This window comes from Nonomuraea sp. NPDC051191 (genome assembly GCF_044455665.1).
Lineage (GTDB): Bacteria > Actinomycetota > Actinomycetes > Streptosporangiales > Streptosporangiaceae > Nonomuraea.
In genome coordinates this window covers 70,964-94,629 of the sequence record NZ_JBITEZ010000011.1, presented here as the reverse complement: position 1 = coordinate 94,629, position 23,666 = coordinate 70,964, and the positions used below count along the sequence as shown (strand labels likewise).

Sequence of the window (23,666 nt, the reverse complement as noted above, 5' to 3'; positions counted from 1 at the left end):
ACGAGGAGTGTGCCATGGCGAAGTATCTGCTGATCATGCGGGGGACCGATGAGTCGAACGCGGCCATGATGGCCGACATCGACGAGATGATGGTCACGACCCGCCAGTTCATCGAGGAGATGGCCAAGGCCGGTGTTCTCCTGGGGGCGGAGGGGCTGGACGATCCGGCTCAGGGGGTCGTGGTCGACTTCGGTGGTGAGGCGCCGGTGGTCACGGATGGGCCGTACGGCGAGACCAAGGAGCTGTTCGGGGGGTTCTTCCTGCTCGATGTGGCTTCGAAGCAGGAGGCGGTGGAGTGGGCCAGGCGGGTGCCGGCGGCTCGGGGGGCCAAGGTCGAGGTTCGGCGGGTGCCTGGGAGTGACGAGGTCCCGCAGGTCGGCGCTTGATCGACGGGGACGGGGTCACGCGTCGGGGCGGGTTGCCGGGTGCGGCTGGGGTCGAGGCTGTCTGGCGGATCGAGTCGGCGCGGATCGTTGCCGCGCTGGCTCGGTTCACCGGTGATTTCGGGTTGGCCGAGGATGCGGCTCAGGAGGCGGTGGCCGAGGCGTTGGTGTCGTGGCCGCTCGCTTTTCCGGCGAGTCCGGCGGGCTGGTTGATGGCCACGGCCCGGCGGCGGGCGATCGACGCGATCCGCCGTCGGGCCGCGTTGCAGGACCGGTTGGTGTTGTTGGCGGCCGGGTCGGTCGATTGGGTGGTCGATGAGGAGGTCGATCCTGAGGGGATCGATGATGATGTGCTGGCGTTGATGTTCATCAGTTGCCATCCGGTGCTTTCTCGAGAGGCTCGGGTGGCGCTGACCTTGCGTGTGGTGGGCGGTTTGTCCAGTGAGGAGATCGCTCGTGCGTTCCTGGTGCCTGTGCCGACTGTGCAGGCTCGTATCACGCGGGGTAAGAAGACGATCGCGGCGGCGGGGGTGCCGTTCGAGTTGCCGTCGGCCGTTGAGCGTCGGGAGCGGCTGGGTGGTGTGCTCAGTGTCCTGTACGTGATTTTCACTGAGGGGTCGACGGCCACGTCGGGTGATCGGTTGTTGCGGCCTGATCTGGCTTACGAGGCGATCCGGTTGGCCCGGACGCTGGCGGTGTTGCAGCCGGACGAGCCTGAGGTGCATGGTCTGCTGGCGTTGTTCGAGTTGACGGCGGCGCGTTTTCCTGCCCGGTCCGGCCCTGATGGGTGGCCGGTTCTGCTTGAGGATCAGGATCGGCGGTTGTGGGATTTTTCGGCGGTTCGCCGTGGGTTGGCGGCGCTGGCGAAGGCGTCGCCTCGCGGTTTGGGTCCGTATGGTCTGCAGGCTGCGATCGCCGCGGTGCATGCGTCGGCGGCGTCTGTCGGGGCGACCGATTGGGAGAGGATCGTGGTGCTTTATGAGGCACTCGGCCGGGTCGCGCCTTCTGCGGTGGTGGAGCTGAACCGGGCCGTGGCCGTGGCGATGGCCTCGGGGCCGGCTGAAGCCTTGGCCATCGTGGACGAGTTGGTCGCCGCCGACCGGCTCCCGGGTTCGCATCTGGTCCCGACCGTCCGCGGTGAGTTGCTGGCTCGGCTCGGGCGGCGGGTGGAGGCGCGTGCTGAGCTGGAGTTGGCGGCGGGGTTGTGCGCCAATCAGCGCGAACGCGCGGTGTTGCTGCGCAAGGCGTCCTTGCTGGCCTGACTTCTGGAAGGTGAGAGCCTGCACGCGCTGCGCCGCGACGTGCACCACGCCCGGCAGGGCACGATCATTCGCGTTCCCCGGGCGGGGAGGTGGGCGCCCCTCTCGCGCATCTCCGGCCGGGACGTCAGGTGCGCTGCAGGGAGGACAGGCCCCACAGTTCTGCGATGCGCCCGTCGTGCACCCTGAAGATTTCCAGCATGGTCGGTGACTCCTGGCCGGGTATGCCGTGCACGCTGGTGCGGACGGCGGCGGTGTCACCTTCGACGATCATGTCCTCGACGACGACCTGGGCTTCGGGGAACGCCTCATGGAGGCGTTGCCATGCCAGGGTGACGCTCTCCGGCCCGGTGGTGCCCAGGGGGTGGCTGTGGAAGTCCGGGGTGAAGATCTCTGCCGCGGCGGCATGGTCGTTGGCGTTGAATGCGGCGTACATGCGTTGGGCGGCGGCCCGTACATCGTCTGTCATTGGCTCTCCTGATCGATCATGTTCGCTCGGATGCGGTGGAGGACGTCCAGCATGATTTCCTGCTGTTCTGGGGTGATGCCGTCGAGCAACCGTTCCTGATACACCTGGTGCGATCGCTCCAGGTCAGCTGCGACCCGCTCGCCCGCGGCGGTCAGCGCGGTCAGGGTGTAGCGGTTGTCGGCCGGGGCCAAGCGGCGGGTGACCAGCCCTTCGGTCTCGAATTCCTTGACCAGCCGAGTAACGCTCGCGCCGTCGATGGCCAGTGTGTGGCGCAGGTCGCTGTGGCTGGTTTCGCCGTCACGTCGTAGCCGAACGAGTAGTTGCACTCGGTGGGGGCTCATGCCGATGTGTCGGGCGAACGCCTGCCGCAGCTCGGTGCATGCGCCTCCGAGCTCCCGGAAGAACGTGTCTTCGGATGTCTCTTCAAACACGTTCTCTTTATATCCTCAACTCTTGATTCGATCAACAGATGGTCCTGGCCTCTCGTGTCGGGGCGGACCGACTCGGGTCGGCGTCATGATCTCCACGAACGCCTCATCCGGGCTGACGGCACTGGTCGTGGATGTCGGCTGGTGGTGACGTGTTCAGCGGCGAGGCGTCGCAGCCTTCCTGCACGGGGCCGGAGAGTCGTTCGCCGAGCGCATGGAGGCCGTGGCCGGGCCGAGCACCTGCTGAAGGTGATCGGCGACGGGCGGCAGCGGGGCGAGGTACGGCAGGGCCGACGCGAACGGGTCGCCCTGCCGGTCTTCGCCGCCCTGCACGGCTACGCCGGCCTGACCATGAGCGGCTTCATCCCGGCCGACCCCGCCCAGCACGGACTGGACGACACGATCGCGTCCGTCCTGCACGGTTGCGAGCCTCCGCCCGAGTGACGCGGGCGGTCATACGCAGGCGTTGACGTCTCTTCTGACGCTGTCCCCGTCCAGCATGCAGCCGGAGACGTTGTCCGAGGTGATGTCATCGATCTTGAGAGGTGCGCCGGCGAGTTGCCACAATTCCGGGCCGGCGGGATTCTGTGCCGCGATCTGGATACTCCCACCGCCTTTGCCGCCGATGGTGAAGGCCACTTCGGTGCAGGGTCCGACAGGCAACTCGTAGGTGAGTGTCTTCTGGTTCTCGTCGGCGGGGTTCCATCGAGCGTAGATCGTCGCGGGCGCCGTGTTGGAGTTCCGGACGATGTAGTTCCACCCGTCGGGCTGTTGCTGCTTGGGGGTGGTCCATAACGCGATGTTGGACGGAGGTGAGACGGGTGCGGCGTCCTCGCCGCGGTCGAGCTGCCAGGGCTCTGGTGACGCGGGCGGACGGGCGGGGTGCCGTTCGCGAGAGTGGTGAGCGCCGCGGGGGCTTTCGTCCCATGATCCATTGTGTCGCGCGAGTGTTCTTGATCGCGCGATCGCCTGCCGGGCGGTTCACCGTGGGTGGCCGTTCAGGCGTCGGACCAGAGGGCGGTGAGCAGCGTGTTCAGTCGTTCCGGCGCTTCGACGTGCGGGTAGTGGGCGCTGCCCGGCACCTGTTCGTGCCGGGCGCCGATCCGCTCGGCCGTGACCCGTGCGCAGGCCATGAGGGGGACGCCGCCGCGCTCCCGGTACGGTCCGGGGGCGTCCTCCCAGGTGCCCGAGACGACCAGTTTGGGGAAGGTCGCCGCCCGCAGCGCCGGCAGCGGGAGGCCCGCCTCCCAGCAGACGCGTTCGCGCAGCGCCGTGGCGGCCGCGCGCAACCGCCGATCGCCTGTCCCCGGTTCCGGCATGCCGGCCGATTCGGCGGCGGCGTGCAGCCATTCCTCGGGCGTCAGGTCGGGAAGGGCGGCGTAGGCGGCGCGGTTGGCGCGCAGCGCCTCGGCCACGGCGGGGTGGTCGGCGGCGGCCTGGTAGGAGCCCGGCTCGATGAGGGTGAGCGAGCGCACCGCCTCCGGCCTGCGCGCCGCCGCGATCATGGCTCCGACGGCGCCGTAGGAGTGGCCGACCAGGTGTGCGCCGGCGCCGAGGAGTTCGGCGACGTCGTCGGCGTCGGCCAGGTAGTCGCCGGGGAACCTGTGCCCGGCGTCCGGGCTGCCGCCGCAGCCCCGGCGGTCCATCAGGAGCAGGCGGAAGCGGCCGGCCAGCGGGCGTTGCGCCGCGAACCCGTACACCGGGTCGTCGCCCCAGCTGGTGGAGCCGTGCACGAAGACCACCGGCGGCACGGACTCGGGGCCGAGCGTGGTCACGTGCACGTCGCCCGGCAGCGGGCCGTTCGCGCGGAACAGCGGGGTGGGGACGGACATCCGACTCCTCCTTGAACAGCGTTTAATACTCTTGAACGTTGTATAAGAGATCGGAAGGCGACGTCAAGGCGGGTAGGGTGATCACGTGCCGTCGTCAGAGTCCTCCGGCGGGTCCGTGTGGCTGCGTCCCGAGCGGCCGCCGCGCGACCGCCAGCTCACCCGCGAGCGGATCGTCGACGTGGCGGTCGCCGTCCTCGACGCCGAGGGTCATCGCGGCCTGTCGATGCGCCGCGTCGCCACCGAGCTGGGGGTGACCGCCGGGTCGTTGTACTGGTACGTCCACACCAAGGACGACCTGCTGGAGCTGGCCCTCGACCGCGTGCTGGCCGAGGTGCGCGCCGGCGCGGGCACGTCCGGCTGGCGTGACGGCCTGGCGGCGCTGGCCCGCAGCAACCGGGCCATGCTGCTGCGCCACCGGTGGGCCCTGTCCGAGCTGACCCTCAGGCCCAACCTCGGCCCCAACGCGCTCACCCTGGCCGAGGCCGGGCTGCGCCTGCTGGAGCGCGCCGGGTTCGCCGGCCCCGACCTCGACGCCGCCATGGCCGCCGTCAACGACCACGTGGTCGGCGCGGTCATCGCGGAGGTCGCCTGGCGTGACACGCTGGCCCGTATGGGCGGGACCGGGTCCGGCTGGGCGGAGCAGGCGGCCGAGTACCTGCGCCAGGTCGCCGAACGCCACCCGACGCTGGCCGGCCGGATGGCCGCCACGGGGGAGATCGACGTCGAACGCGAGAGCGAGCGGCGCTTCGCCTTCGGCCTCGACTGCCTCCTGGACGGGCTCGCCAACCGGTGCGCGGCCTCGTCCCCGTCATAGCGCGTGCCACTCGGGGGCAACTGGAGGAGCGGTCGGACGACGGGGCGCAGATGTCGCACCTGCTGGTGATCGACGTCGGGGCAGATTCCGCTGAATGGGGAAATCGCCCGTTCTCCCCGGACCACTTCGAGGACTTTCCTCAAGTGAGGCGAGTCAGGGCAGGAGGGTGCCCACTCGCTTGAGCGTGCGGATCACCGGCGCGGTCTCCAGCTCGCGCACGCCGTGGAGCGGCGCCACCCGCTCGGTGAGGTAGCGGTAGAGGTCCTGCGTGTCACGGCAGGTCACCCCGGCCATGAGGTTGGTGGGGCCGGTGGTGGCCGCCACCACGTCGGCCTCGGGGTGGGCGGCCATGGCTCGGCCGACCGAGGCCAGGGCCGACGGCTCGACCTTCATCCACAGCCAGGCCTCGGCGTGGTAGCCCAGGGCCTGGGAGGGGATTTCGACGTCGAACCGGAGCGCGTCGCCGGATCGCAGTTCGCCGAGGCGACGCCGCACGGTCGTGGGCGACCATCCGGTGGCCGCCGCCAGTTCGCCGTACCGGGCCCGCCCGTCCTGGGCCAGCACGCGCACCAGGGCGTGGTCCTGCGCGCTCAGCGACACCTCCTTCTCGTACGGCAGCGCGGGCCGGATGCGCTCGACCTGCTCGTCGGTGAGCACCGCGACCCGGCTGCGCCATCCGGCGAACAGGTGCAGGGTCGCGTGCGCGGACATGGTCACGATGCGCGGGGTACGCGGCAGCTTCTTCAGCAGCAGGGCGTCGCCGTCCTGGTCGGCCGACTGGACGCCGCAGGCGATCTCGGTGCCGCCGGACAGCAGGCGCACCCAGACGGTGTCGTCGCGCCGGGCGATGGCCTCGGCCACCTGGCCCGCCGCCTCGGGCGTGCACACCAGGCGCACCGACCAGGAGGTGCGGCCGAAGCGCGGGCCGTTGAGAAGGCCGACCACCCGCAGGACGCCGTGCGCGCGCAGCTTCCGGTAGCGGCGGGCGACGGTGTGCTCGGAGACGTCGAGTGCGCCGGCGAGCGTGCGGAAGGAGGCGCGGCCGTCGATCTGGAGCGCGTGCACGAGAGCGTGGTCCATCGCGTCCAGCGCGCTGGTTATCGCCATGTTCACAGTATGGCCTGCTGGTTATCGCCAGAGGGTGGCACTTGGGGGGCGTGGCCGCCGAGGTGACGGGATGGTGGGGTGCATGAGCACTTACCTGGTTTTCGGCGCGACCGGCAACGTGGGCAGGAGGGTGGCCGAGCGGCTGGCCTGGAGCGGCGCCGCCGTACGAGCCACGAGCCGCACCCCTGAGGCGGCGAAGCTGCCCCGAGACGTCGAGGTGATCACTCCGGATCTGGACGCGCCCGGCGCCCTCGACGACGTCGAGGCCGCGTTCCTCATGTGGCCCTTCCACTCGGCCGAACGCGCCCGTCCCCTCGTCGACGCGCTCAGGCGCCGCGTCCGCCGTGTCGTCTTCATGACCGGTGGCGGCACCCTGCCCGCAGTCGCGCCCGAGGAGCAGCCAACCCGGTCGCCTGCTGGCACGCCACCGTCGAGCGGCTGATCGAGCGGTCCGGCATGGGGTGGACGGTGCTGAGCCCCAGCACCTTCATGGCCAACACCCTGTGGTGGAGCGCGCAGATCAGGGCGGGCGACGTCGTCCGCGGGGCCTTCGGCTCGCTGGCGATGACGCCGATCCACGAGGACGACATCGCGGCGGTGGCCGTACACGCGCTGACCGGACCCGGGCACGAAGGACGCCGCCACACCCTCACCGGGCCTGAGGTGCTGACCCGGGCCGAGCAGGTGCGGCTGATCGGCGAGGCCATCGGCCGCCCGCTGCGCTGGCAGGAGCTGACGCCGGAGCAGGAGCGCGCCCGGCTGCTGGCCGATCCCGGCTTCCCCGACGGCTTCGTCGGCGAGCTGCTCGACGGCTGCACCAAGATGGCCGCCGCGCCGCCTCCGGAGGTCACCTCCACGGTGCCCGACATCACGGGGACGCCCGCCACACCGCTGTCGGTGTGGGCCGCCGAGCACGCCGCCGACTTCGGCGGTGACCGGCGATGAAGGTGATCGTGGCCGGGGCCGGCCTCGGCGGGCTGGCCCTGGCCTGCGGGCTGCGCAGGGCCGGGATCGACGTGGCCGTCTACGAGCGCGACCGGTCGCCGCTCGTCCGTCGCCAGGGCTACCGCCTGCACCTCAGTGACGTGGGCATCGACGCGCTGACCAGCGTGATGGTCCCGGAACGGTGGGCGGCCTTCCTTGCCACCGCCCATACGCCCTCGCCCCGCTTCGTCCGCTTCGATCCGACGCTTGAGGAGTTGGACGTCGTCAAACACGGCGGACGCCACCTGTCGATCGACCGTCGGACGCTGCGCGACGCCCTGCTGGCGGACGTGGCGGAGACGGTCACGTACGGCAAGCGGCTGACCGGCTTCCGGGTCGCGGCCGACCAGGTGACGGCGTGCTTCGACGACGGCGCCGCCGTCGCGGGCGACGTCCTGGTCGGCGCGGACGGCATCAACTCCGCGGTTCGCCGCCGGTACCTGCCGCATGCCCGCGTCGTCGGCACCGGGCTCGTCCAGCTCTACGGCAAGATCCCGGCCGGGCGGGCCGAGGGCATGGACAACGTGTTCACCGCGATCAGCGGTCCGGGCCATCGCACGGTGGGCGTCGCGCCCACCCGCGACTACGCCACCTGCTCCTTCGGCGCCCGCGCCGAAGACCTCCCGTCCGGCCTGCACCTGATGACGCAGGAGCAGCTCAGGTCCCTGGTCATGGACATGACGGACGGCTGGCACCCGCTCGTCCGGCGGATGATCGCCCAGTGGCACGAGGTCTTCCCCCTGGAGTTGCGCACCAGCGTCCCGATCCCACCGTGGCGGACCAGCCGCGTCACGCTGCTCGGCGACGCCGTCCATGCCATGAGCCCGGCGGCCGGGGCCGGGGCCAACCTCGCCCTGCGCGACGCGGCGGCGCTCAGCGCGGCACTCGCCCACGGCGGCCCGCTCATGCCGGCGTTGCGCTCCTACGAGCGGGACATGATCGCCTCCGGGTTCGCCGCGGTCCGCGTCTCCGCCGCCAACGGCGCCCGCTTTCTCGGCCAGGACCCCCTGCCCTCCAGTTGACGCGTGCGGCTCTCCGGTGACGACGTCTGACGGGAGGTGATCGTGGCGCCTCTTCAGAGGCCCTGCCACCACGGCCGCGTGCCCTCCACGGCGACGAACTCGTGGAAGTCCATGTTGGCGATCTCCAGGTTGCACGCCATCGACCCGACCACGCGGCAGGGAAGGACGGCGATCCGCCCCGGGCAGTCGTACAGGTCGACGACGGTCAGCGGCCGGCCGGGCTCGGCGAAGGTCCGGGCGTCGGCGAGGACGGCCAGCCTGGGGTTCTCCTCGCCCGGCGGGACCAGCGCCGGGACCTGACCGGGCAGGAGTCCCTCGAAGGCCCGGTCGTCGACGACCGACGCCGTCAGCGGGTAGTGGTCCACGTCGATGTCGTCCGGGTCCAGGTCCGCGCCGACCCAGCCGTCCTCGTCGGCCCCGCCCAGTTCGTCGAGCAGGGCGCGCCAGCCTTCCTCGTCGTCGAAACAGGTGCGGACCAGCAGCTGCCCGGACGGCAGTGCGGGCAAAGGCCGGTGCGGTGGCGCGGTCGGCGTGGGGAAGGCCGGCCGGCCGCCGTCTCCCTGGTATGTGCCGTACACGTCCATGTCGCGCACCAGGTGGTCGAAGGCGAGTGTGCCGTCCAGCAGGGCTGCCAGGATCTCGCCGAGCCGGGCCGGCGGAACCCGGACGCCGCGCCCGGGTGTCGCCGCCAGATCCACCAGCAACAGCCCGCCCCCGTACGCGGCCGGAAGGTCCGCCAGGACGGCGACCGGGCCGCCGCCGGGGTGGACAAGTGCCGGGACGTCTCCGCCGCGCAGGCAGTGCCACCTGCCGTCCTCGACCGGCCGCAGCCGCACCCCGTCGCCGAGGACGAGCACGTCGCCTTCCCGGCGACCGCCGATCTCGTCGAGCGGCCCGCCCCGCCCTTGCGTGCCGCCCTCGGCGTGTGTGCAGAGCAACAACACCTGACCGGGCTCCGGCTGGGGAAGTTCGGGAGAGGACACGGTTCTCCTTCGAAAAGTTGTCGGGGACGAGCGCCTCGTCGGTGTCACAGGCCGCTGAGGGCCTCAGAGGTCGTGCCGGCGATGGCGTAGGAGCGTTCGAGGACGACCGATCCGGTGCCGGCGTCGATGCCGTAGACCTTCACCCGCACCCGTTTGAACCCGGCCTTCCTGACCATCCGCAGCGTGGAGTCGCCGGTCCAGTCGAGCCTGACGTCCGTGTCGGCCTCCGTGACCCTGTCCTCCGCCGGGACCCGCTCCACCTTCTGACCCGACGCCGGCACCGGGAACGTGGCGGTGACCAGCCCGGTCGCCAGGTCGTACAGGGCGATGCGGGGTTTGCGGCCGGCGATGTAGACGGCCACCGTGCGCCCGTCGGCGTGCAGCGCGGCGGTGGCGGCGTTGACCCCGACGAGCCGAGGTGGCACCACACTGGCGGTCCGCCTGCCCTTCAGGTCGTGGACGCTGAGCCTGCCGGCCCTGCCGTCGTCCTTCCGGACGAGGATCTGATCGCCGTCGCCGCTGAAGCTCAAGGCGTCGTCATGCACCGACATCCCCGGCACCTTGGCCAGCAGGGCGGCGGTGGCGGCGTCGTACACCCGGGCGGGATGGTCGGTGTAGCCGGACCAGCAGCAGTCCACCGCCACCAGGGAGCCGTCGTACGACATCGTCACCCGGGTGAGTTCGAGTTCCGACTTCGACGGCCACGCCCTGGCCTTGGACACGCGCGTCCGGCCGTCGAGGTCGCGGACGACGAGCCGGGCGTCCTTGGCCCTGATGTAGGCCAGGCGGCGGCCGTCACCGCTGACGGCGACCGCGTCCTCCCACCGGCCCGCCTCCTTGAGCGGGTGGCGCCTGCCGTCGGTCGTCCGGTACCACCAGGGACCACACCAGGCGGCGTCAAGCCGGCCCTTGTCGCAGTCGGAGGCGGCGGCGTACCGGATGGGGGCGGACGCCGCGCCCGCCGGAACGGCCGCGCGGGCGGTACCCGGGACGGCCACGAGTGCCGAAAGGGCGGCGAGCGCCCCACAAAGGATCTTCACGCGGGGTTGGACCACTCATCGCCGCGCAAGGTTGATTGCGATCCGATAACACACCCTGTCCGGTGCGTCTTCGGCATCGAGTCGCCGCGGCGTGCGCCATCGGCGGGCGAGCCCGATCGAGGCCCGCCCGGGGTGGTCGAGGCGGTCGGGCACGCCGATACTGCTCGTGGACGTTTGCTCTGGACGGCAGGTGGAGTATGTGGCGTTTTCACTTCACGGGTGAGGATCTGGCCCGGTTACGGTTCGAGGCGTCGCCCGGCCCCGTCATGGAGTCCTGGTTCGCGCTCAACGTCATGGCCAGGCGGCGGCCCGGGGCGCTGTTCGAGCCGTGGCGGCGGAGCGTGGTGGTCCGCGAGTCCCTACGCCTGCTGGGCGGGCTGGCCCAAGGCGTTCATCCGCTCGACGTGTACACCCTCGCGGGGGCGGGGGCGCACGTGGAGGAGGGACTGGACAGCCTCCTCGGCGTGGGCGCCGCCCCGGTACGCGCGGAGCTCGACAGCTGGGGGCAGTACGGCGACCTGCCGTCCTGGTCCCGGCTCCTGCCTGACGACGCCGAGACGCGCGGGCACTTCGCGGCGGCCGTACGGGAGACGCACACCGCCCTGCTCGGCCCGTACCGTGATCCGCTGCGCGCGCACCTGGAGGCGGAGGTCACCGCCCGCGCGGGCGTCATGGCGCGGGGAGGCGCCGAGCGGCTGCTGTCGACGCTCCACCCCGACCTGCTCTGGCGGGACATGACCCTGGACGTGACCACCCGGTTCACCTCACGCACGCTCGACGTGCACCTGAACGGGCGGGGGCTGGTGCTGATCCCCTCGGTGTTCTGCCGGCTGCCCCTGTTCAGCTACGACAGCTTCCGCCCCGACGACGCGCCGGTGCTGTTCTATCCCGCCCTGCGGGATCCCGCCCACGCCTTGGCGCTGTGGGGACGGCGGGCCGCGGGCGCCCCGCAGCGGGCCGGCACGCTGGGCGCGCTGCTGGGCGTGACGCGCGCGGCCGTCCTGGAGGAGGTCGGCCAGGGCTGCACGACCACGCACCTGGCCAGGAAGCTGGCCATCTCGGCCGCGACCGCCAGCCATCATGTGGCGATCCTGCGGGACAGCGGTCTGGTCATCTCCCGCCGGCAAGGCGGGTCGGTGCTGCACCTGCCGACGCCGCTCGGCCTGGCCCTGCTGAACGGCACCCTCTCCGGGCCGAACTGAGCGAAGCCGAACCGAGCGGCATCGCCGCCACCGCGGGCTTTCGACCACGGTCGAAACCCTTACCGGCCGCACGGGCGGCGGCCCGACCATCGTCGTAGCAGACATTCCCGACCGAAGGGACACGCTCGATGAACGTCGCAGGAACCGCTCTCAAGACGGCCCTACTCTCGGCGGCCATGGTGGTGATGGCCGCCACGGCCACCACCGGCACCGCTCTGGCCACGGCGGCGGCCCCGCCGGCCTCGTGCCCGGCCATGCGCAACCCGGTCAACGCCACGAACACCGTGACCCGCAAGCAGAAGACCATGCCGAACAGCCAGACCCTGGAGCTGCGATCGGGCACCATCAGCGGCCTCGAGTACGTGTGGGGGCGCATCGTGAACTCCAAGGACGGCGACGTCGTCTGGGTCGACTACTCGATCGACGGCGGAGCCAACTGGCGGCAGTGCGACCTGCGGACGCTCAGCGGCGGCGTGAACTACGGCTACGGGCTGCTGACCAGCTCCAGCTCCAGCGTCTGCATGCGGGCCGGCGCTCGCCCCAAGGCAGGCGCCGTCTCCTACCTGACCGCCTGGTGGTGCTAGGAAGCCGGGTCCGGCCTGGCCACCACGCCCGGCTCCCGGGGAGCTCCCGGCGCCGCCCGGCGTCAGTGGTCGATCAGTGTGGTGGCCAGGCGGCGCAGGCGTTCGCGCAGGTCGGGGGCGTGCGGACCGCGCGTCAGGAGGAGCTGGTGCACCGCGCCGACCAGGGCCAGGGCCAGTGAGGCGGTGTCGGCGTCGGAGGTGAGGCGGCCGAGTCGTCGTTCGGCGTCCAGGTAGGCGGTGAACAGGCGTTCGGCCGCGTCCAGTTCCAGGGTGCCGTCGTCGAGCGCCTCGCCCAGCCGGGTCACCAGCGACGGCCTGGCCAGCACCAGGCCCGCGAGCGCCATGAGGTTGCCGGTGAGCAGCGTCTCGATCGCCGCCATCAGGTTGTCCACGACGGTCGCGGTGCCCGCTCGTGCGGGCAGGTCGCCCATGTTGTCCGTCGCCGCCCGCGCCCGGTCGACGAAGAGCGCGGCCAGGAAGGCGTCGAGGTCGCCGAAGTGGTTGTGGAGCAGGCCGGTGGCCACGCCGGCCTCGCGGGTGATCGCCCTGCCCGTGAGCCCTGAGGGCCCCTCGCGCAGCAGGACCTGTTCGGCGGCGTCGAAGAGCTGCTGCCGTACCTGGGGGATGGTCACGCCGCGTGGGGACATGATTCCGAACCTTACCGCCTTGCCAGGATGAACACTCGCTCATACTGTATGAGCGAGTGTTCATTCTGAGGAGGAGCATGACGAAGGAAGAGTTCGCAGGAGCGCGCGGCGGCAGGACCGCGAGACGGGTGATCGTCGTCGGTGCGGGCATCGCGGGGCTCGCCGCGGCGTTGCGGCTGCGTCAGGCGGGCTGGCGACCCCTGGTCGTCGAACGCGCCCCGGCACGCAGGAAGGGCGGCTACGCGGTCGTCTTCTCCGGCGTCGGCGCCGCCGCCGCCGGACGCATGGGCGTCCTGCCCGCGCTCCAGGCGCGCCACGTCGGCGGGTTCGACCTCGCCTATCTCAGGGCCGACGGGCGGCCCCGCTTCACCGTCCCGCGCCCGACCGTAGGACGGCTGCTCGGGGACGGCGGCCTGGCGCTGCTGCGCGGGGACATCGAGGCCGTCCTGTACGAGGCGGTGCGCGACCAGGCCGAGATCCGGTTCGGCGCCACGGTCACGGGCGTGAGGCAGGACGCCGGGGGAGTGGACGTCACGTTCGGCGACGGTTCGTCGGAGCGGGCGGACCTGCTCGTCGGGGCCGACGGGCTGCATTCGTCCGTACGTGACCTGGTCTTCGGCCCCGAGGAGCACTTCCGCCGCGACCTGAACCACGTGGTGGCCGCCTTCACCCTGGACAGGCTGCCCGACGGCATGCCGGAACGGGCCTTCAGCACGATCACCGCCGTCGGCCGCACGTTCACCGTCGCCGACCTCGGACCCGGCCGGCACGCCGCCTTCTTCACCTACGGCACCGCCGACCCCGGCGCCGAACTGGCCAAGGGGCCGCGCCGGGCGCTCCGGCAGGCGTACCCGGGCTTCGGGTGGACCGTCCCCGACCTGCTCGCGGACCTGCGCGAGGAGGACGTCTACTTCGACAGCGTCAGCCAGATCGTCATGGACCGGTGGAGCCGCGGCCGCGTCGTCCTGCTCGGCGACGCCGCCTGGTGCCTGTCGCTGTTCGCCGGCTACGGCTCCTCGCTCGCCGTGGGCGGCGCCGACCTGCTCGGCGCCGAACTCGAACGCCGCCCGGACGACGTCCCCGCGGCCCTGCGCGCGTGGCAGACCGGCCTGCGGCAGGAGGTGACCGAACGGCAGCGCAAGGGCCGGGCCAACACGGGTGTGCATGCACCCCGGAACCGCCTAGAACTCCTCCTGCGCGACCTGCCCCTGCGTCTGGCCACCTTCCCCCCGGTGACCGGTCTGCTCAGCCGCCACCTCAGCTTCCACGACACCTGACGCGAGCCGGGACCGTCAGCCCGGTAGGCGCCAGTTGCACAGGCCCTCGATACACAGCTCGGTGGTCGTCTTGCGGGCGTCCGGGGCCTTGATCGACACCTTCTCGCCCCACCCGTGGTAGCGGGTGTCGACGGAGAGTGTCCTGCCCGCCAGTTCGTCGAGGACGTCGGGGAAGGTGAACGTGCTCCGCACCCTGTGCCGAGCAGCTCGGTGTGCCAGAGGTGAAGCTGGTGGGAGTCCTTCCACCAGGTCTTGCCCTTCTTCAGCCGCTTTCCTGCTGAGCAGGACGAGGTCGCCCATCCGGCAGGGCTTCTCGACGGCGTGGAACGTGTGGCCTCGTTCGCCGTCCCGGCCCGGGCGGTGTCCGCTCAGTCGAAGGACGGTCTGACGCTCCGGTCGCGGCTTCGCTTGAGCTCGAAGAAGCCTTCGGTTCCGGCGACCAGGACCAGGCCGTCCCAGAGCCGGCCGGCTGCCTCGCCGCGGGGCGCCTGCCTGAGCACCGGGCCGAACAGGGCCGTGCCGCTGATGCGGAGAACGGGGGTCCCGACGTCGAGCCCCACCTCGTTGAAGGCCTCGTCGTGGGAGTCCCTGATGAGCTGGTCGAACTCCTCGCCGGTGGCGGCCTTGACCAGCTCGTCGGGCAGGCCGACCTCCGTGAGGGCCTCGGTGATGACCGTGGGGTCGTCGCGACGTCTTTGGTTGTGGAAGCGGGTGCCGATGGCGGTGTACAACGGGCCGAGGACTCCGCGGCCGGCGTGCTCGGCGGCGGCCGCGCAGACCCGTACCGGCCCCCAGGCCTTCTCCATCTGGTTCCGGTAATCGTCGCTCAGCCCCTCGCCCTTGCGCTGGACGAGGTTCAGGTGGGCCAGCGACATGAGCCGCCAGTCGGCGTGCACCGGCCGGACCCGCTCGACCTCCAGCAGCCAGCGTGAGGTGACCCACGCCCAGGGGCACAGCGGGTCGAACCAGAACGGGACCTCGACGAGCTCCGACTCTTCCGTGATCGTCATGATGCGTTCCTTCCTCTGGTCGCCGGGATCGACACCAGCAGAGGGTAAAGGGAATCGCACGAACCGGCGAGAGGCAGCACAACTCACAGAAAAACGCCACTCCCCATTTCCGACACCTTTACCGGCGAAGCACACTCCGGTTCGGTGTTCGCCCGCAGCGCGACCGATCGGGCGCCGTCCTCGGCTATCCCGCGAAATCGATCTTGTCAAGAGTTGATCATTTTGGGGCAGTACCATACTTTTCGTTCATCCGACCCTGACGGGAGCGACGGATGAATCTGAATGCGGCAGTTGCGACCGGAGCCGCTGCTCAGGTCGTACTTATCGTGGTTTTCCTGATAGCGACACTGTCAAAGACCATAACCCACCGCGAACTCGGCCGGACCATCGCACAACTCGGTCCGGCGGCTCTGGGACGGCAGGCCGCGACCGCGGTGATCGCCGCCGAGATGCTAACCGTGATCGGCTTGGCGGTGGCGCCGTCCGCTTTGTGGCCCCGGGCGCTCATCGTGCTGCTGGCGCTGGCGTTCGCCGGAGCCGGGATCCGCGCGCTGAGCCGCGGCGAGAAGATCAAATGCGGTTGTTTCGGGAACGGCGGCGCGGTGCTCGGCTGGCGCCAGGTGCTGTACCTGCCGCTGTGGTCGGCGCTTGCCATGCTGGCCGAGGTGAACCCGCCGACCTGGACCGCGCAGGAGGGACTGCTCGGCCTGGCCGTGGCGCTGCTGGCCATGGTCGCCTGGAAACTGAGGGCCGAACTACGCCTGTTGCGCCCGCTGCGGGAGGACCGGATGGTGCTTCCCGACCCTACCGAACCCGAAGCGGAGGTGCACGCCGCATGACGACGGTGCTGCTCATCGTGATCTGCCTGCTGGCCGTGGTGCTGTTCGTCCAGATCGGCGCGCAGGTGGAACTCTTCCAACAGGTCAAGCAGATCCGGGCCTACCTCGACATGGAGGACAAGCCCACCCCGGTGGAGCTGGGAACCCTGGAGGGTGCCCCGCCGAGCCGCTTCGGCCTGCCGGCGGCCCTCGACGAGGCCGAGCGGGCCATGGTGCTGTTCCTGTCCAACAAGTGCGAGACCTGCCACAACCTGGCATCAGCGCTGCGTGGGGGAGCGGTGCCGCCTTCGATGTGGGTCGTGGTCGTCCCGGTGTCCGGCGACGGCAACGAGTTCATCGCCGAGTTCGGGCTGTACGGCGAGCGCGTCATCCTCGACGAGGACGAGAGCATCGTCGGCAGCATCGGGCTCGACATCACACCCGCCGCACTCCACGTCACCGAAGGGAAGCTGACACGGGCCCACACGGTGCCGACGGTCAGGCAGATGTACGCCGCCGCCCCTGTCCCCTACAAGCACAACCTGGCCGGCAAGCCCTCCGTACGGCACTGATCCGATTTCACCCCACGGCCAGAGAGGCCAACATGGATCACCTCCACAAAATGTCGGACGGACCCGATGGAAACCGGCGCGGATTCCTCGGCTGGATGGGCAGGGTCGGTGTCGCGGCGATCGGCGCGGTCGCGGGCGCCACCGTGATGACCAAGCCGGCGGCTGCGGCGAACTGGCGCTGCTGCAACCTCGCCCTCCCCAACACGTTCTGCAAGACCAACAGCAGCGGGCAGTACGTCTGCCCGTCCGGTTACAGCATGAAGGTGTGGCAGTGCTGCAGCGGCTCGGCGCCGTACCAGCGCAAGTACGCCTGTGGTGAGTGCACCAAGGGCGCGGACTGCGGTTCGGGTCCGTTCATCTGCTCGGCCGGCTGGACCGTCAACGCCAACGGCTGCTGACAGCGACCGGGTGGCCGGCCGGGCGTCATGGCCTCGGCCGGCCACTCCGGATGGAGGATGTCGTGTCCTTTGACACCTGGCTGACCTTCGCGCTGGTCCTGCTCATCGCGAGCGCGGGCTTCGCGCAGTTGTTCAGCTTTTGAGGCCTTTCCTTCGTCGGATATCTCCGCCCCCTGGTTCAGGGGAGAGTTCCCGGGGAGAAGCCCATGTACCGGCCGATCCTCATGCTCATGCTCGGTTTCAGCATCTCCGCGCTGCTCGCGTACGGGCTCGTGCACCTGCTCGGTTCCGGCCTGTTCGGCTCAGTGCCGGGGACGGGCGCCAAGCTCGCCGCGGCCACGGTGATGCTCGCCTGCCTGGTCATCGACTCCGGGCTGTTCGGGCTGCGCACGCCCATGTGGCGGCGCCAGACTCCGCAGCAGCATTTCTACCGGTTCGGCCCGGCCAGGGGAGCGCTCCTGTGGGGGCTGGACACCGGTCTGGTCCTGACCACGTTCAGGGTCACCTCGCTCACCTGGGCGGCGCTCGGCGTCACCCTGCTCGGGCTGGTGCCGTGGTGGGCGGGACTGGCCTACGCGATCGGCTTCACCTGGCCGGGTTTCGCGCTGGTCGCGATCGTGCCACCGTCGAAGGACCTGGTGGAGATCCCTGAGCCGATGTGGCTGATCGACTGGCTGATGGAGAAGGAGAAGCCGGTCAGGCGGCTGGCGCTGGGCCTTCTCACGGTCACGTTCGTCGGCGTCGTCGCCTCGTCGTTCCTGGGCTGACGCGCCGCCCGCCGCACGTGCGGGCGGCGCGTCACGGGTCAGCAGGCGCCGTTGAAGAAGGAGATCTCACGCCGGACGACGGGCTGGCCCGGCACCCGGAACTCCAGCGCGACGCACCTGGGCTCCTTCACGTAGAAACCGCCCACGAACATCGTGTCGTGGTCGGAGCAGGCGGTGAAGGACACCGAGTGGTCGGCCTCGGCCGGGGTCCGGGCGTTCCTGGACGGCTCGGAGTAGAGCAGGCCCGCGCTGTCGTGGAACTTCGCCGGGATGGACACCGTGATCGTCTTGCCCTTCCTGACCAGCGCGCCGACCTTGAACCTGTGGTCGCTCCCGTACTGCTCGGCCCGGGCCTCGCCCCACGCGAGCAGCCCGGGGATGAGCAGCGGCCCCACCACGAGGTCGTCCGGCGCGGCGGCGCGGCTCGTCGTCTTCTCTCCCTCGAACTCCCCGTTGCGGTTCGCGCAGTTCAGCACCCGCGGGTTCTCCAGGCTTCCTGGCCGGCCGGCGGTCTGCGCCGCCGTTCGCGCGTCGGCCTCCCCGGCGGCACAAGCGGTCAAGGACGGCAGCAGCGCCACCACCGCCGCCCAGATCGATCCCCTGCGTACACCTTTGAAGATCATTATCCAGTTGTACACCGCGTCGCCGGAGGTGGCCAGACGTCAGCGGATCACGACGGCGTGGTGCCCGCGGGGGACCAGCTCACCGATCACCGGGGCCCCCGGGACCTCCCCGGCGACCAGCAGTCCGCCGGAGGTCTGCGCGTCGGCGAGCAGCAGGAGCGTCTCCTCGGCCACCGTCCCGGTGTCGGTGTGCGGGGCCACCCAGTCCAGGTTGCGGCGCGAGCCGCCCGGCACGTAGCCGTCGCGCACGGCCTGCCGGGCGCCCTCGATGAGCGGGACGGCCGCCGCGTCGATCACCGCGGTGACGCCGGAGGCCCGGGCGAGCTTGTACAGGTGGCCCAGCAGGCCGAAGCCGGTGACGTCGGTGACGCAGCGGATGCCGGCCTCCAGCGCGGCCTGGGCGGCGTCGGCGTTGAGCCGGGTCATGACCTCGATCGCCTGCGGGAACACCTCGCCCGTGGCCTTGTGCCGGTTGTTCAGCGTGCCGGAGCCGATGGGCTTGGTCAGCGAGAGCGGCAGCCCGGGGCGGCCCGCGTCGTTGCGCATCAGGTGGGCGGGGTCGGCCAGCCCGGTGACCGCCATGCCGTACATGGGCTCCGGCCCGTTCACGCTGTGCCCGCCCGCCACGTGGCACCCGGCCTGCCGCGCGACGTCCGCGCCGCCCCGCAGCACCTCCCGGGCGATCTCGTACGGCAGGCCGTCCCGGGGCCAGCACAGCACGTTGAGGGCGACGAGCGGCCGGCCGCCCATGGCGTAGACGTCCGAGAGCGCGTTGGCGGCGGCGATCCGGCCCCAGTCGTAGGGGTCGTCGACGACGGGCGTGAAGAAGTCCGCGGTGCTCACGATCGCGGTGCCGCCCTCGATCCGGACGACCGCCGCGTCGTCACCGGTCTCGGTGCCGACCAGCAGTTCGCCCAGCGGATCGGCGGGCTGCTCCTTTCCGAAACCGGCGAGCACGCTCTCCAGTTCGCCCGCCGGGATCTTGCAGGCACAGCCGCCACCCTGCGCGTAGTGCGTCAATCGCTGCATGATCGTAATGTACAGATATGTCGATCATGGTGTAAGTCCGGATGTCATGACCGATCCGCGGCGCCTCATCCCACGCACCGACACCGTACTCGCCGACCCGAGGTTCTCCCAGGCGCTGCTCCGGCTCGGGCACGACCGGGTCAAGGCCGTCGTCAACGAGGCCCAGCGCCTGGCCAGAGAGGGCACGATCGCCCCCGGCGAGGTCGCGGAGGCGGCACTGGCGTCCCTGCCCGCGGACGGCCCGCGCCGGGTCCTCAACGCCACCGGCGTGATCCTGCACACCAACCTGGGCCGCGCCCGCCTGTCGCGGGCCGCGGTGGAGGCGGTGGCCACCGCCGCGGGCAACACCGACATCGAACTCGACCTGGCCACCGGCCGCCGCGGCCGCCGGGGACGCGCAGCGATGGCGGCCCTGGCCGCCGCGGTGCCGGCCGCCCAGGCCGTCCACGTCGTCAACAACAACGCGGCGGCGCTCGTCCTGGCCGCCACTGCGCTGGCCGCGGGCAGGGAGATCATCATCAGCCGGGGCGAACTGGTCGAGATCGGCGACGGCTTCCGCCTCCCGGAGCTGCTCACCTCCACCGGAGCGCGGTTGCGCGAGGTCGGTACGACCAACCGCACGACAGCGGACGACTACGCCGCCGCGATCGGCCCGGACACCGGCTTCGTGCTGAAGGTCCATCCCTCCAACTACCGGATCGAGGGCTTCACCCGGACCCCCGGCGTCGGCGAGCTGGCCGCGCTGTGCGCTCGCCAGGACGTGCCCCTGGTGGCCGACGCGGGCTCGGGCCTGCTGCGTCCCGAGCCGCTGCTGCCGGACGAGCCCGACGCGGCGACCTGGCTCGCGCGCGGCGCCGACCTGGTGACCGCGAGCGGCGACAAGCTCCTGGGCGGGCCCCAGTGCGGGCTGCTGCTGGGCCGGGCCGACCTGGTGGAGCGGCTGCGCCGGCACCCCCTGGCCCGGGCGCTGCGGGTGGACAAGCTCACCCTCGCGGCGCTGGAGGCGACGCTCGGCACCACCGGAACGCCGACGTCCGCCGCCCTGCACGCCGACCCCGCCGGGCTGCGCCTTCGTGCCGAGACGCTCGCCGAACGGCTCACGCAGGCGGGGGTGGCGGCGCAGGCCGTCGCGAGCGCCGCCACGGTCGGCGGCGGGGGCGCGCCCGGGGTCACGCTGCCCAGCGCGGCCGTCGCGGTCGACGTCACGCTCGCCGAGCCGCTGCGCCTGGCGGAGCCGCCCGTGCTCGCCCGGGTGGAGCGCGGCCGCTGCCTCCTGGACCTGCGGGCCGTGGCCGCCGAGGACGACGAGGATCTGTACAACGCCGTGGTCACCGCCTGCAAGTGAACGGCTCCACCCAAGAAGGATCTTCAATTGGAGCGCCGGAGAGGGCTAAGATCACCAACGGAGGCGTCCGGGTGCCTGGTGGCCCTCTCGGTCTTCAAAACCGATGGCGCCGAGCAACTCGGCGCGGCGGGTTCGATTCCCGTCCGCCTCCGCCAGACCTCACCCCTGGAGCCCTTTGAGCATCGACGCGTTACTGGCCCGGGCACGTACCGGGCTGCGCCGCCTGCCGCCCGCCGAAGCCCTCGCCGCGGCAGGCGGTGAAGACACCTTCATCGTCGACACCCGCCCGGAGTTCCAGCGCCGCAGCGGCGGCGAGGTGCCCGGCGCCATCGTCATCGAACGCAACCACCTGGAGTGGCGGCTCGACCCCCGCTGCGAGGCGCGGATCCCCGAGGCCACCTCGGCGCACATCCGCTGGATCATCCTGTGCGACGAGGGATACTCCTCCAGCCTCGCCGCCTCCTCCCTCAGGCAGCTCGGCCTGGCGAACGCCACCGACGTGATCGGCGGCTTCCAGGCGTGGACCGCGGCCGGGCTGCGGGTGAGCCGCCCCGCCGCCCTCACCCGGCCGCGCGGCCCGGGCGAACCCGGCACGGACACGAGGCTGACGGCCGCCGAGCGCGCATGTGGGTGATCGCCACCGCCGGGCACGTCGATCACGGCAAGTCGGCCCTGGTCCGCGCGCTCACCGGGATGGAACCCGACCGCTGGGCCGAGGAACGACGCCGGGGCATGACCATCGACCTCGGCTTCGCCTGGACCACCCTCGGCTCCGGACGGCAGCTGGCCTTCGTCGACGTCCCCGGGCACGAGCGGTTCGTCACCAACATGCTCGCCGGCGTCGGCCCGTGCCCCGCGGTCATGTTCGTGGTGGCGGCCGACGAGGGATGGCGGGCCCAGTCCGCCGAGCACCTGGCCGCCCTGCACGCCCTGGACGTACGGCACGGCCTGCTGGTGGTCACCCGCACCGACCTCGCCGACCCCGGACCGGCACTGGAGGAGGCCCGCCTCCACCTGGAAGGGACGAGCCTGTCGGGAATCGACGCCGTCCCCGTCAGCGCCCGGACCGGGCAGGGCCTGCCCGAGCTGACGGCCGCGCTCGACCGGCTCGCGGCAGGGCTCCCCGAACCACGCCGGGACGGCCCGGTGCGGTTGTGGATCGACCGGACGTTCACCGTCACCGGCGCCGGAACCGTCGTCACCGGCACGCTCACGCACGGCACGCTGCGGGTGGGCGACGAACTGCTCGCCGGGTCCGACCGGCTCCAGGTCCGCGGCCTTCAGACGCTCAACCAGCGGCGGGACGCGGTGTCGGCGACCGCACGCGTCGCCGTCAACGTCAGGGGCGCCGATCGCGACACGCTGCCCCGGGGCACCCCGCTGCTCACCCCGGACGCCTGGATCACCACCCGGTCCGCCGACGTGCGACTGGAGCCCGGCGCGGACGTCGGCCGGGAACTCGTCTTCCACCTGGGCTCGGCCGCCGTTCCGGTGCGGGTGCGCCCGCTGGGCGCGGACACGGCCCGCCTCACCCTCGCCCGGCCCATGCCGCTCAGGGCCGGTGACCACGGCCTGCTCCGAGATCCCGGCCGCCGGACGATCGTGGCCGGGGTGCGCGTCCTGGACGTGCGGCCGGCACCGCTGCGGCGACGGGGAGCCGCGGCGGTCAGGGGGGCCGCGCTCGCCGGGGTGACCGTGCCCACCGCCGCGGACCTGCTGCGCTGGCACGGACTGCTGAGCCGGGCCGAGCTGACCGCGATGGGCGCCGCCCCCGACATGCCGCCGGTGGCGGGCGACTGGTTCACCGACCCCGGCCACTGGTCCGAGCTGCGCCGCAGCCTGACGGAGCAGGTGTCGCGGCGCGACCAGGGGATCACCGTGGAGGCCGCCGCCCGGCTGCTCGGCCTGCCCGACCGGCGGCTGGCCCGGGCGCTCGTCGTCGAGCCCCTGACGACCAGAGCAGGGGTGATCGTCAGCGGCGACCGGGCGCCGATGCCGCCGCAGGTCGAGAAGGCCGTCGACCGGCTGCGCACCGACCTCGACGGCCGTCCCTTCGACGCCCCCACCGCCGAGCGCCTGGCCGAGCTCAAGCTGACCGGCGCCGCCCTCACCGCGGCCGTGCGGGCGGCGGCGTTGCTGCCCATCGGGAGGAACGTCGTCCTCCTGCCGGACGCGCCGGAGCTGGCGGTCGCCGTGCTCAGCACGCTGCCCGCGCCCTTCACCGTCAGCCAGGCCCGCACGGCCCTGGGCACGAGCCGCCGCGTCGCCGTACCGCTCCTGGAGTACCTCGACGCCCAGGGCCACACGCGGCGGGTCGACAACGAGTCCCGAATCTGCGTTCCGTCCGCCGCCGGGCGTGCATGATCACGTCAAGCGGTCGCGTGGCCCACGCCCGGGTGAGGGCGTCGCCGGGGCGGGGTGCCCCCGTACTCGGGGTGGTGCTCGAAATGCCACCACTCGTTGTCGAACATGCGGAACAGGTCGTAGCGGGCGCCGTGCTCCTCCAGCCAGCGGGCGCCCTCGTGGGGACGCACGTCCAGGGCGATGCCCTTGACGTGGTTCGATTCCGACGGCGGCAGGACGAGCATGCGCGCCAGGTCCGGAGAGCCGGTGCGGCGCACCTCCTCGTCGAACATCCGCAGCTGGACGAGCGGGTCGCGGTATCCCGACGTGAGCCCGAGAAGCTGGCCGTGCCGCCAGAGCGCCTCGGTGCGCGCAGCGGTGAACGCCGCCAGGGCGCCGTCGGTGAGCCCGGTGAGGTCCTCGGCGGGGAACCGCATCCGTAACGCCCACCGGCAGGCCAGCTCGCGGGCCCGGCCGGGACGGCGGACGAGCGCCGCGGGCAGCAGGAGCACGGCGAGCACCAGCGTCACCACGGCGAACAGCCGATCGCGGGGACGAGCCGGAACAGTGCGTGGTTCGTTCATGACGAACTACGATTGGCGCCGAATATGTGTGGGTCGTCTGCCGAATGTCACCGTTCATCGACGGCGACCACCCCTGTCCGGCCGTGACACAACGATGACATGGCACAGACGAAGCGAGGACATGGCTGTCCCAGAGTGGACGGAGT

Annotated in this window: 30 protein-coding genes and 1 tRNA gene; 18 read left to right on the top strand and 13 right to left on the bottom strand. The window is 71.6% G+C overall.

From position 1 onward, the window contains the following. The first annotated feature begins 14 nt into the window (after positions 1–14). Both ACIA8R_RS30415 and ACIA8R_RS30410 read left to right on the top strand, forming a co-directional pair. A complete protein-coding gene (locus tag ACIA8R_RS30415; protein ID WP_364103187.1) occupies positions 15–386 on the top strand; it encodes a YciI family protein in 372 nt (123 codons plus the stop codon). Continuing rightward, positions 383–1,645, top strand: a complete 1,263-nt coding sequence (locus tag ACIA8R_RS30410) for an RNA polymerase sigma factor (protein WP_397041543.1) — start codon at positions 383–385, stop codon at positions 1,643–1,645. Before ACIA8R_RS30415 ends, ACIA8R_RS30410 begins: the two co-directional genes overlap by 4 nt. A gap of 124 nt (positions 1,646–1,769) precedes the next feature. Here the strand turns inward: ACIA8R_RS30410 and ACIA8R_RS30405 are convergent, their stop codons facing one another. Together ACIA8R_RS30405 and ACIA8R_RS30400 are read right to left on the bottom strand one after the other, a co-directional pair. Further along, on the bottom strand, positions 1,770–2,111 hold the full coding sequence (locus tag ACIA8R_RS30405) for a nuclear transport factor 2 family protein (protein ID WP_357703995.1): 342 nt from the start codon (positions 2,109–2,111) through the stop codon (positions 1,770–1,772). Continuing rightward, positions 2,108–2,542 carry a MarR family winged helix-turn-helix transcriptional regulator gene (locus tag ACIA8R_RS30400; RefSeq protein ID WP_397041542.1) on the bottom strand — a complete coding sequence of 145 codons (435 nt, stop codon included), beginning with the start codon at positions 2,540–2,542 and terminating at the stop codon, positions 2,108–2,110. The genes ACIA8R_RS30405 and ACIA8R_RS30400 overlap by 4 nt, the downstream gene beginning before the upstream one ends. A 246-nt stretch (positions 2,543–2,788) precedes the next feature. On the opposite strand from ACIA8R_RS30400, the gene ACIA8R_RS30395 reads away from it, so the two are divergent. Next, positions 2,789–2,983, top strand: coding sequence for a hypothetical protein (locus ACIA8R_RS30395; protein WP_397041541.1), 195 nt, complete (start codon positions 2,789–2,791; stop codon positions 2,981–2,983). A 9-nt stretch (positions 2,984–2,992) separates the two neighbouring features. Here the strand turns inward: ACIA8R_RS30395 and ACIA8R_RS30390 are convergent, their stop codons facing one another. Both ACIA8R_RS30390 and ACIA8R_RS30385 read right to left on the bottom strand, forming a co-directional pair. After that, on the bottom strand, positions 2,993–3,178 hold the full coding sequence (locus ACIA8R_RS30390) for a hypothetical protein (RefSeq protein ID WP_364103174.1): 186 nt from the start codon (positions 3,176–3,178) through the stop codon (positions 2,993–2,995). Between the two features lie 359 nt (positions 3,179–3,537). Beyond that, complete coding sequence (locus ACIA8R_RS30385; RefSeq protein WP_364103171.1) at positions 3,538–4,371, bottom strand: alpha/beta hydrolase; 834 nt, start codon at positions 4,369–4,371, stop codon at positions 3,538–3,540. 85 nt (positions 4,372–4,456) lie between these two features. On the opposite strand from ACIA8R_RS30385, the gene ACIA8R_RS30380 reads away from it, so the two are divergent. Further along, positions 4,457–5,185 carry a TetR/AcrR family transcriptional regulator C-terminal domain-containing protein gene (locus ACIA8R_RS30380; protein WP_397041540.1) on the top strand — a complete coding sequence of 243 codons (729 nt, stop codon included), beginning with the start codon at positions 4,457–4,459 and terminating at the stop codon, positions 5,183–5,185. A 153-nt stretch (positions 5,186–5,338) separates the two neighbouring features. Here the strand turns inward: ACIA8R_RS30380 and ACIA8R_RS30375 are convergent, their stop codons facing one another. Continuing rightward, on the bottom strand, positions 5,339–6,292 hold the full coding sequence (locus ACIA8R_RS30375; RefSeq protein ID WP_397041539.1) for an Lrp/AsnC family transcriptional regulator: 954 nt from the start codon (positions 6,290–6,292) through the stop codon (positions 5,339–5,341). 82 nt (positions 6,293–6,374) lie between these two features. Here ACIA8R_RS30375 and ACIA8R_RS30370 point away from each other — a divergent pair, with 82 nt between their 5' ends. The 3 genes from ACIA8R_RS30370 to ACIA8R_RS30360 are packed head-to-tail and all read left to right on the top strand — an operon-like array spanning position 6,375 to position 8,298. Beyond that, positions 6,375–6,734 carry an SDR family oxidoreductase gene (locus ACIA8R_RS30370; protein WP_397041538.1) on the top strand — a complete coding sequence of 120 codons (360 nt, stop codon included), beginning with the start codon at positions 6,375–6,377 and terminating at the stop codon, positions 6,732–6,734. 26 nt (positions 6,735–6,760) lie between these two features. Continuing rightward, complete coding sequence (locus ACIA8R_RS30365) at positions 6,761–7,237, top strand: hypothetical protein (protein WP_397041537.1); 477 nt, start codon at positions 6,761–6,763, stop codon at positions 7,235–7,237. Continuing rightward, positions 7,234–8,298, top strand: coding sequence for an FAD-dependent oxidoreductase (locus ACIA8R_RS30360; RefSeq protein WP_397041536.1), 1,065 nt, complete (start codon positions 7,234–7,236; stop codon positions 8,296–8,298). Before ACIA8R_RS30365 ends, ACIA8R_RS30360 begins: the two co-directional genes overlap by 4 nt. A 53-nt stretch (positions 8,299–8,351) precedes the next feature. Here the strand turns inward: ACIA8R_RS30360 and ACIA8R_RS30355 are convergent, their stop codons facing one another. After that, positions 8,352–9,281, bottom strand: coding sequence for a DUF6924 domain-containing protein (locus ACIA8R_RS30355; RefSeq protein WP_397041535.1), 930 nt, complete (start codon positions 9,279–9,281; stop codon positions 8,352–8,354). Positions 9,282–9,325: 44 nt separating this feature from the next. Further along, entirely contained in the window at positions 9,326–10,321 is a 996-nt protein-coding gene (locus tag ACIA8R_RS30350; RefSeq protein WP_397041534.1) for a WD40 repeat domain-containing protein, read from the bottom strand. A 197-nt stretch (positions 10,322–10,518) separates the two neighbouring features. On the opposite strand from ACIA8R_RS30350, the gene ACIA8R_RS30345 reads away from it, so the two are divergent. After that, entirely contained in the window at positions 10,519–11,523 is a 1,005-nt protein-coding gene (locus ACIA8R_RS30345; protein ID WP_397041533.1) for an ArsR/SmtB family transcription factor, read from the top strand. A gap of 128 nt (positions 11,524–11,651) precedes the next feature. Further along, positions 11,652–12,107 carry a hypothetical protein gene (locus tag ACIA8R_RS30340; RefSeq protein WP_397041532.1) on the top strand — a complete coding sequence of 152 codons (456 nt, stop codon included), beginning with the start codon at positions 11,652–11,654 and terminating at the stop codon, positions 12,105–12,107. A 62-nt stretch (positions 12,108–12,169) separates the two neighbouring features. Here the strand turns inward: ACIA8R_RS30340 and ACIA8R_RS30335 are convergent, their stop codons facing one another. Next, positions 12,170–12,754 carry a TetR/AcrR family transcriptional regulator gene (locus tag ACIA8R_RS30335; RefSeq protein ID WP_397041531.1) on the bottom strand — a complete coding sequence of 195 codons (585 nt, stop codon included), beginning with the start codon at positions 12,752–12,754 and terminating at the stop codon, positions 12,170–12,172. A gap of 77 nt (positions 12,755–12,831) precedes the next feature. Between ACIA8R_RS30335 and ACIA8R_RS30330 the strand changes: the two genes are divergently transcribed. Next, complete coding sequence (locus tag ACIA8R_RS30330) at positions 12,832–14,031, top strand: FAD-dependent oxidoreductase (protein ID WP_397041530.1); 1,200 nt, start codon at positions 12,832–12,834, stop codon at positions 14,029–14,031. A 15-nt stretch (positions 14,032–14,046) separates the two neighbouring features. Here the strand turns inward: ACIA8R_RS30330 and ACIA8R_RS30325 are convergent, their stop codons facing one another. Then, positions 14,047–14,223 (bottom strand): hypothetical protein, encoded by a 177-nt coding sequence (locus ACIA8R_RS30325; RefSeq protein WP_397041529.1) that lies wholly within the window; start codon positions 14,221–14,223, stop codon positions 14,047–14,049. Between the two features lie 176 nt (positions 14,224–14,399). Then, on the bottom strand, positions 14,400–15,041 hold the full coding sequence (locus ACIA8R_RS30320) for a DsbA family protein (protein WP_397041528.1): 642 nt from the start codon (positions 15,039–15,041) through the stop codon (positions 14,400–14,402). A gap of 272 nt (positions 15,042–15,313) precedes the next feature. On the opposite strand from ACIA8R_RS30320, the gene ACIA8R_RS30315 reads away from it, so the two are divergent. The 4 genes from ACIA8R_RS30315 (at position 15,314) to ACIA8R_RS30300 (ending at position 17,596) form a co-directional block, all read left to right on the top strand. After that, entirely contained in the window at positions 15,314–15,880 is a 567-nt protein-coding gene (locus tag ACIA8R_RS30315) for a MauE/DoxX family redox-associated membrane protein (RefSeq protein ID WP_397041527.1), read from the top strand. Beyond that, on the top strand, positions 15,877–16,431 hold the full coding sequence (locus ACIA8R_RS30310; protein ID WP_357703961.1) for a hypothetical protein: 555 nt from the start codon (positions 15,877–15,879) through the stop codon (positions 16,429–16,431). The genes ACIA8R_RS30315 and ACIA8R_RS30310 overlap by 4 nt, the downstream gene beginning before the upstream one ends. Before the next feature lie 95 nt (positions 16,432–16,526). Next, positions 16,527–16,829, top strand: coding sequence for a hypothetical protein (locus ACIA8R_RS30305; protein WP_357703959.1), 303 nt, complete (start codon positions 16,527–16,529; stop codon positions 16,827–16,829). A gap of 206 nt (positions 16,830–17,035) precedes the next feature. After that, positions 17,036–17,596, top strand: coding sequence for a hypothetical protein (locus tag ACIA8R_RS30300; RefSeq protein WP_357703957.1), 561 nt, complete (start codon positions 17,036–17,038; stop codon positions 17,594–17,596). Between the two features lie 38 nt (positions 17,597–17,634). On the opposite strand, the gene ACIA8R_RS30295 is transcribed toward ACIA8R_RS30300, so the two are convergent. Both ACIA8R_RS30295 and selD read right to left on the bottom strand, forming a co-directional pair. Next, the gene (locus tag ACIA8R_RS30295; RefSeq protein ID WP_357703955.1) at positions 17,635–18,219 is read right to left on the bottom strand and encodes a hypothetical protein; all 585 of its coding nucleotides are present in this window, start codon (positions 18,217–18,219) and stop codon (positions 17,635–17,637) included. A gap of 39 nt (positions 18,220–18,258) precedes the next feature. Next, positions 18,259–19,248, bottom strand: a complete 990-nt coding sequence (selD, locus tag ACIA8R_RS30290; protein ID WP_364103131.1) for a selenide, water dikinase SelD — start codon at positions 19,246–19,248, stop codon at positions 18,259–18,261. Between the two features lie 46 nt (positions 19,249–19,294). Here selD and selA point away from each other — a divergent pair, with 46 nt between their 5' ends. The 4 genes from selA (at position 19,295) to selB (ending at position 22,957) form a co-directional block, all read left to right on the top strand. Next, positions 19,295–20,593, top strand: a complete 1,299-nt coding sequence (selA, locus tag ACIA8R_RS30285; RefSeq protein WP_364103128.1) for an L-seryl-tRNA(Sec) selenium transferase — start codon at positions 19,295–19,297, stop codon at positions 20,591–20,593. Positions 20,594–20,652: 59 nt separating this feature from the next. Then, a tRNA-Sec gene (locus tag ACIA8R_RS30280) sits at positions 20,653–20,748 on the top strand. Positions 20,749–20,768: 20 nt separating this feature from the next. After that, positions 20,769–21,227, top strand: coding sequence for a rhodanese-like domain-containing protein (locus tag ACIA8R_RS30275; RefSeq protein ID WP_397041526.1), 459 nt, complete (start codon positions 20,769–20,771; stop codon positions 21,225–21,227). Further along, positions 21,218–22,957 carry a selenocysteine-specific translation elongation factor gene (selB, locus tag ACIA8R_RS30270; RefSeq protein ID WP_397041525.1) on the top strand — a complete coding sequence of 580 codons (1,740 nt, stop codon included), beginning with the start codon at positions 21,218–21,220 and terminating at the stop codon, positions 22,955–22,957. The genes ACIA8R_RS30275 and selB overlap by 10 nt, the downstream gene beginning before the upstream one ends. A 5-nt stretch (positions 22,958–22,962) precedes the next feature. Here the strand turns inward: selB and vanY-N are convergent, their stop codons facing one another. After that, complete coding sequence (gene vanY-N / locus ACIA8R_RS30265; RefSeq protein ID WP_357703945.1) at positions 22,963–23,520, bottom strand: D,D-peptidase/D,D-carboxypeptidase VanY-N; 558 nt, start codon at positions 23,518–23,520, stop codon at positions 22,963–22,965. Positions 23,521–23,666: the final 146 nt, after the last annotated feature.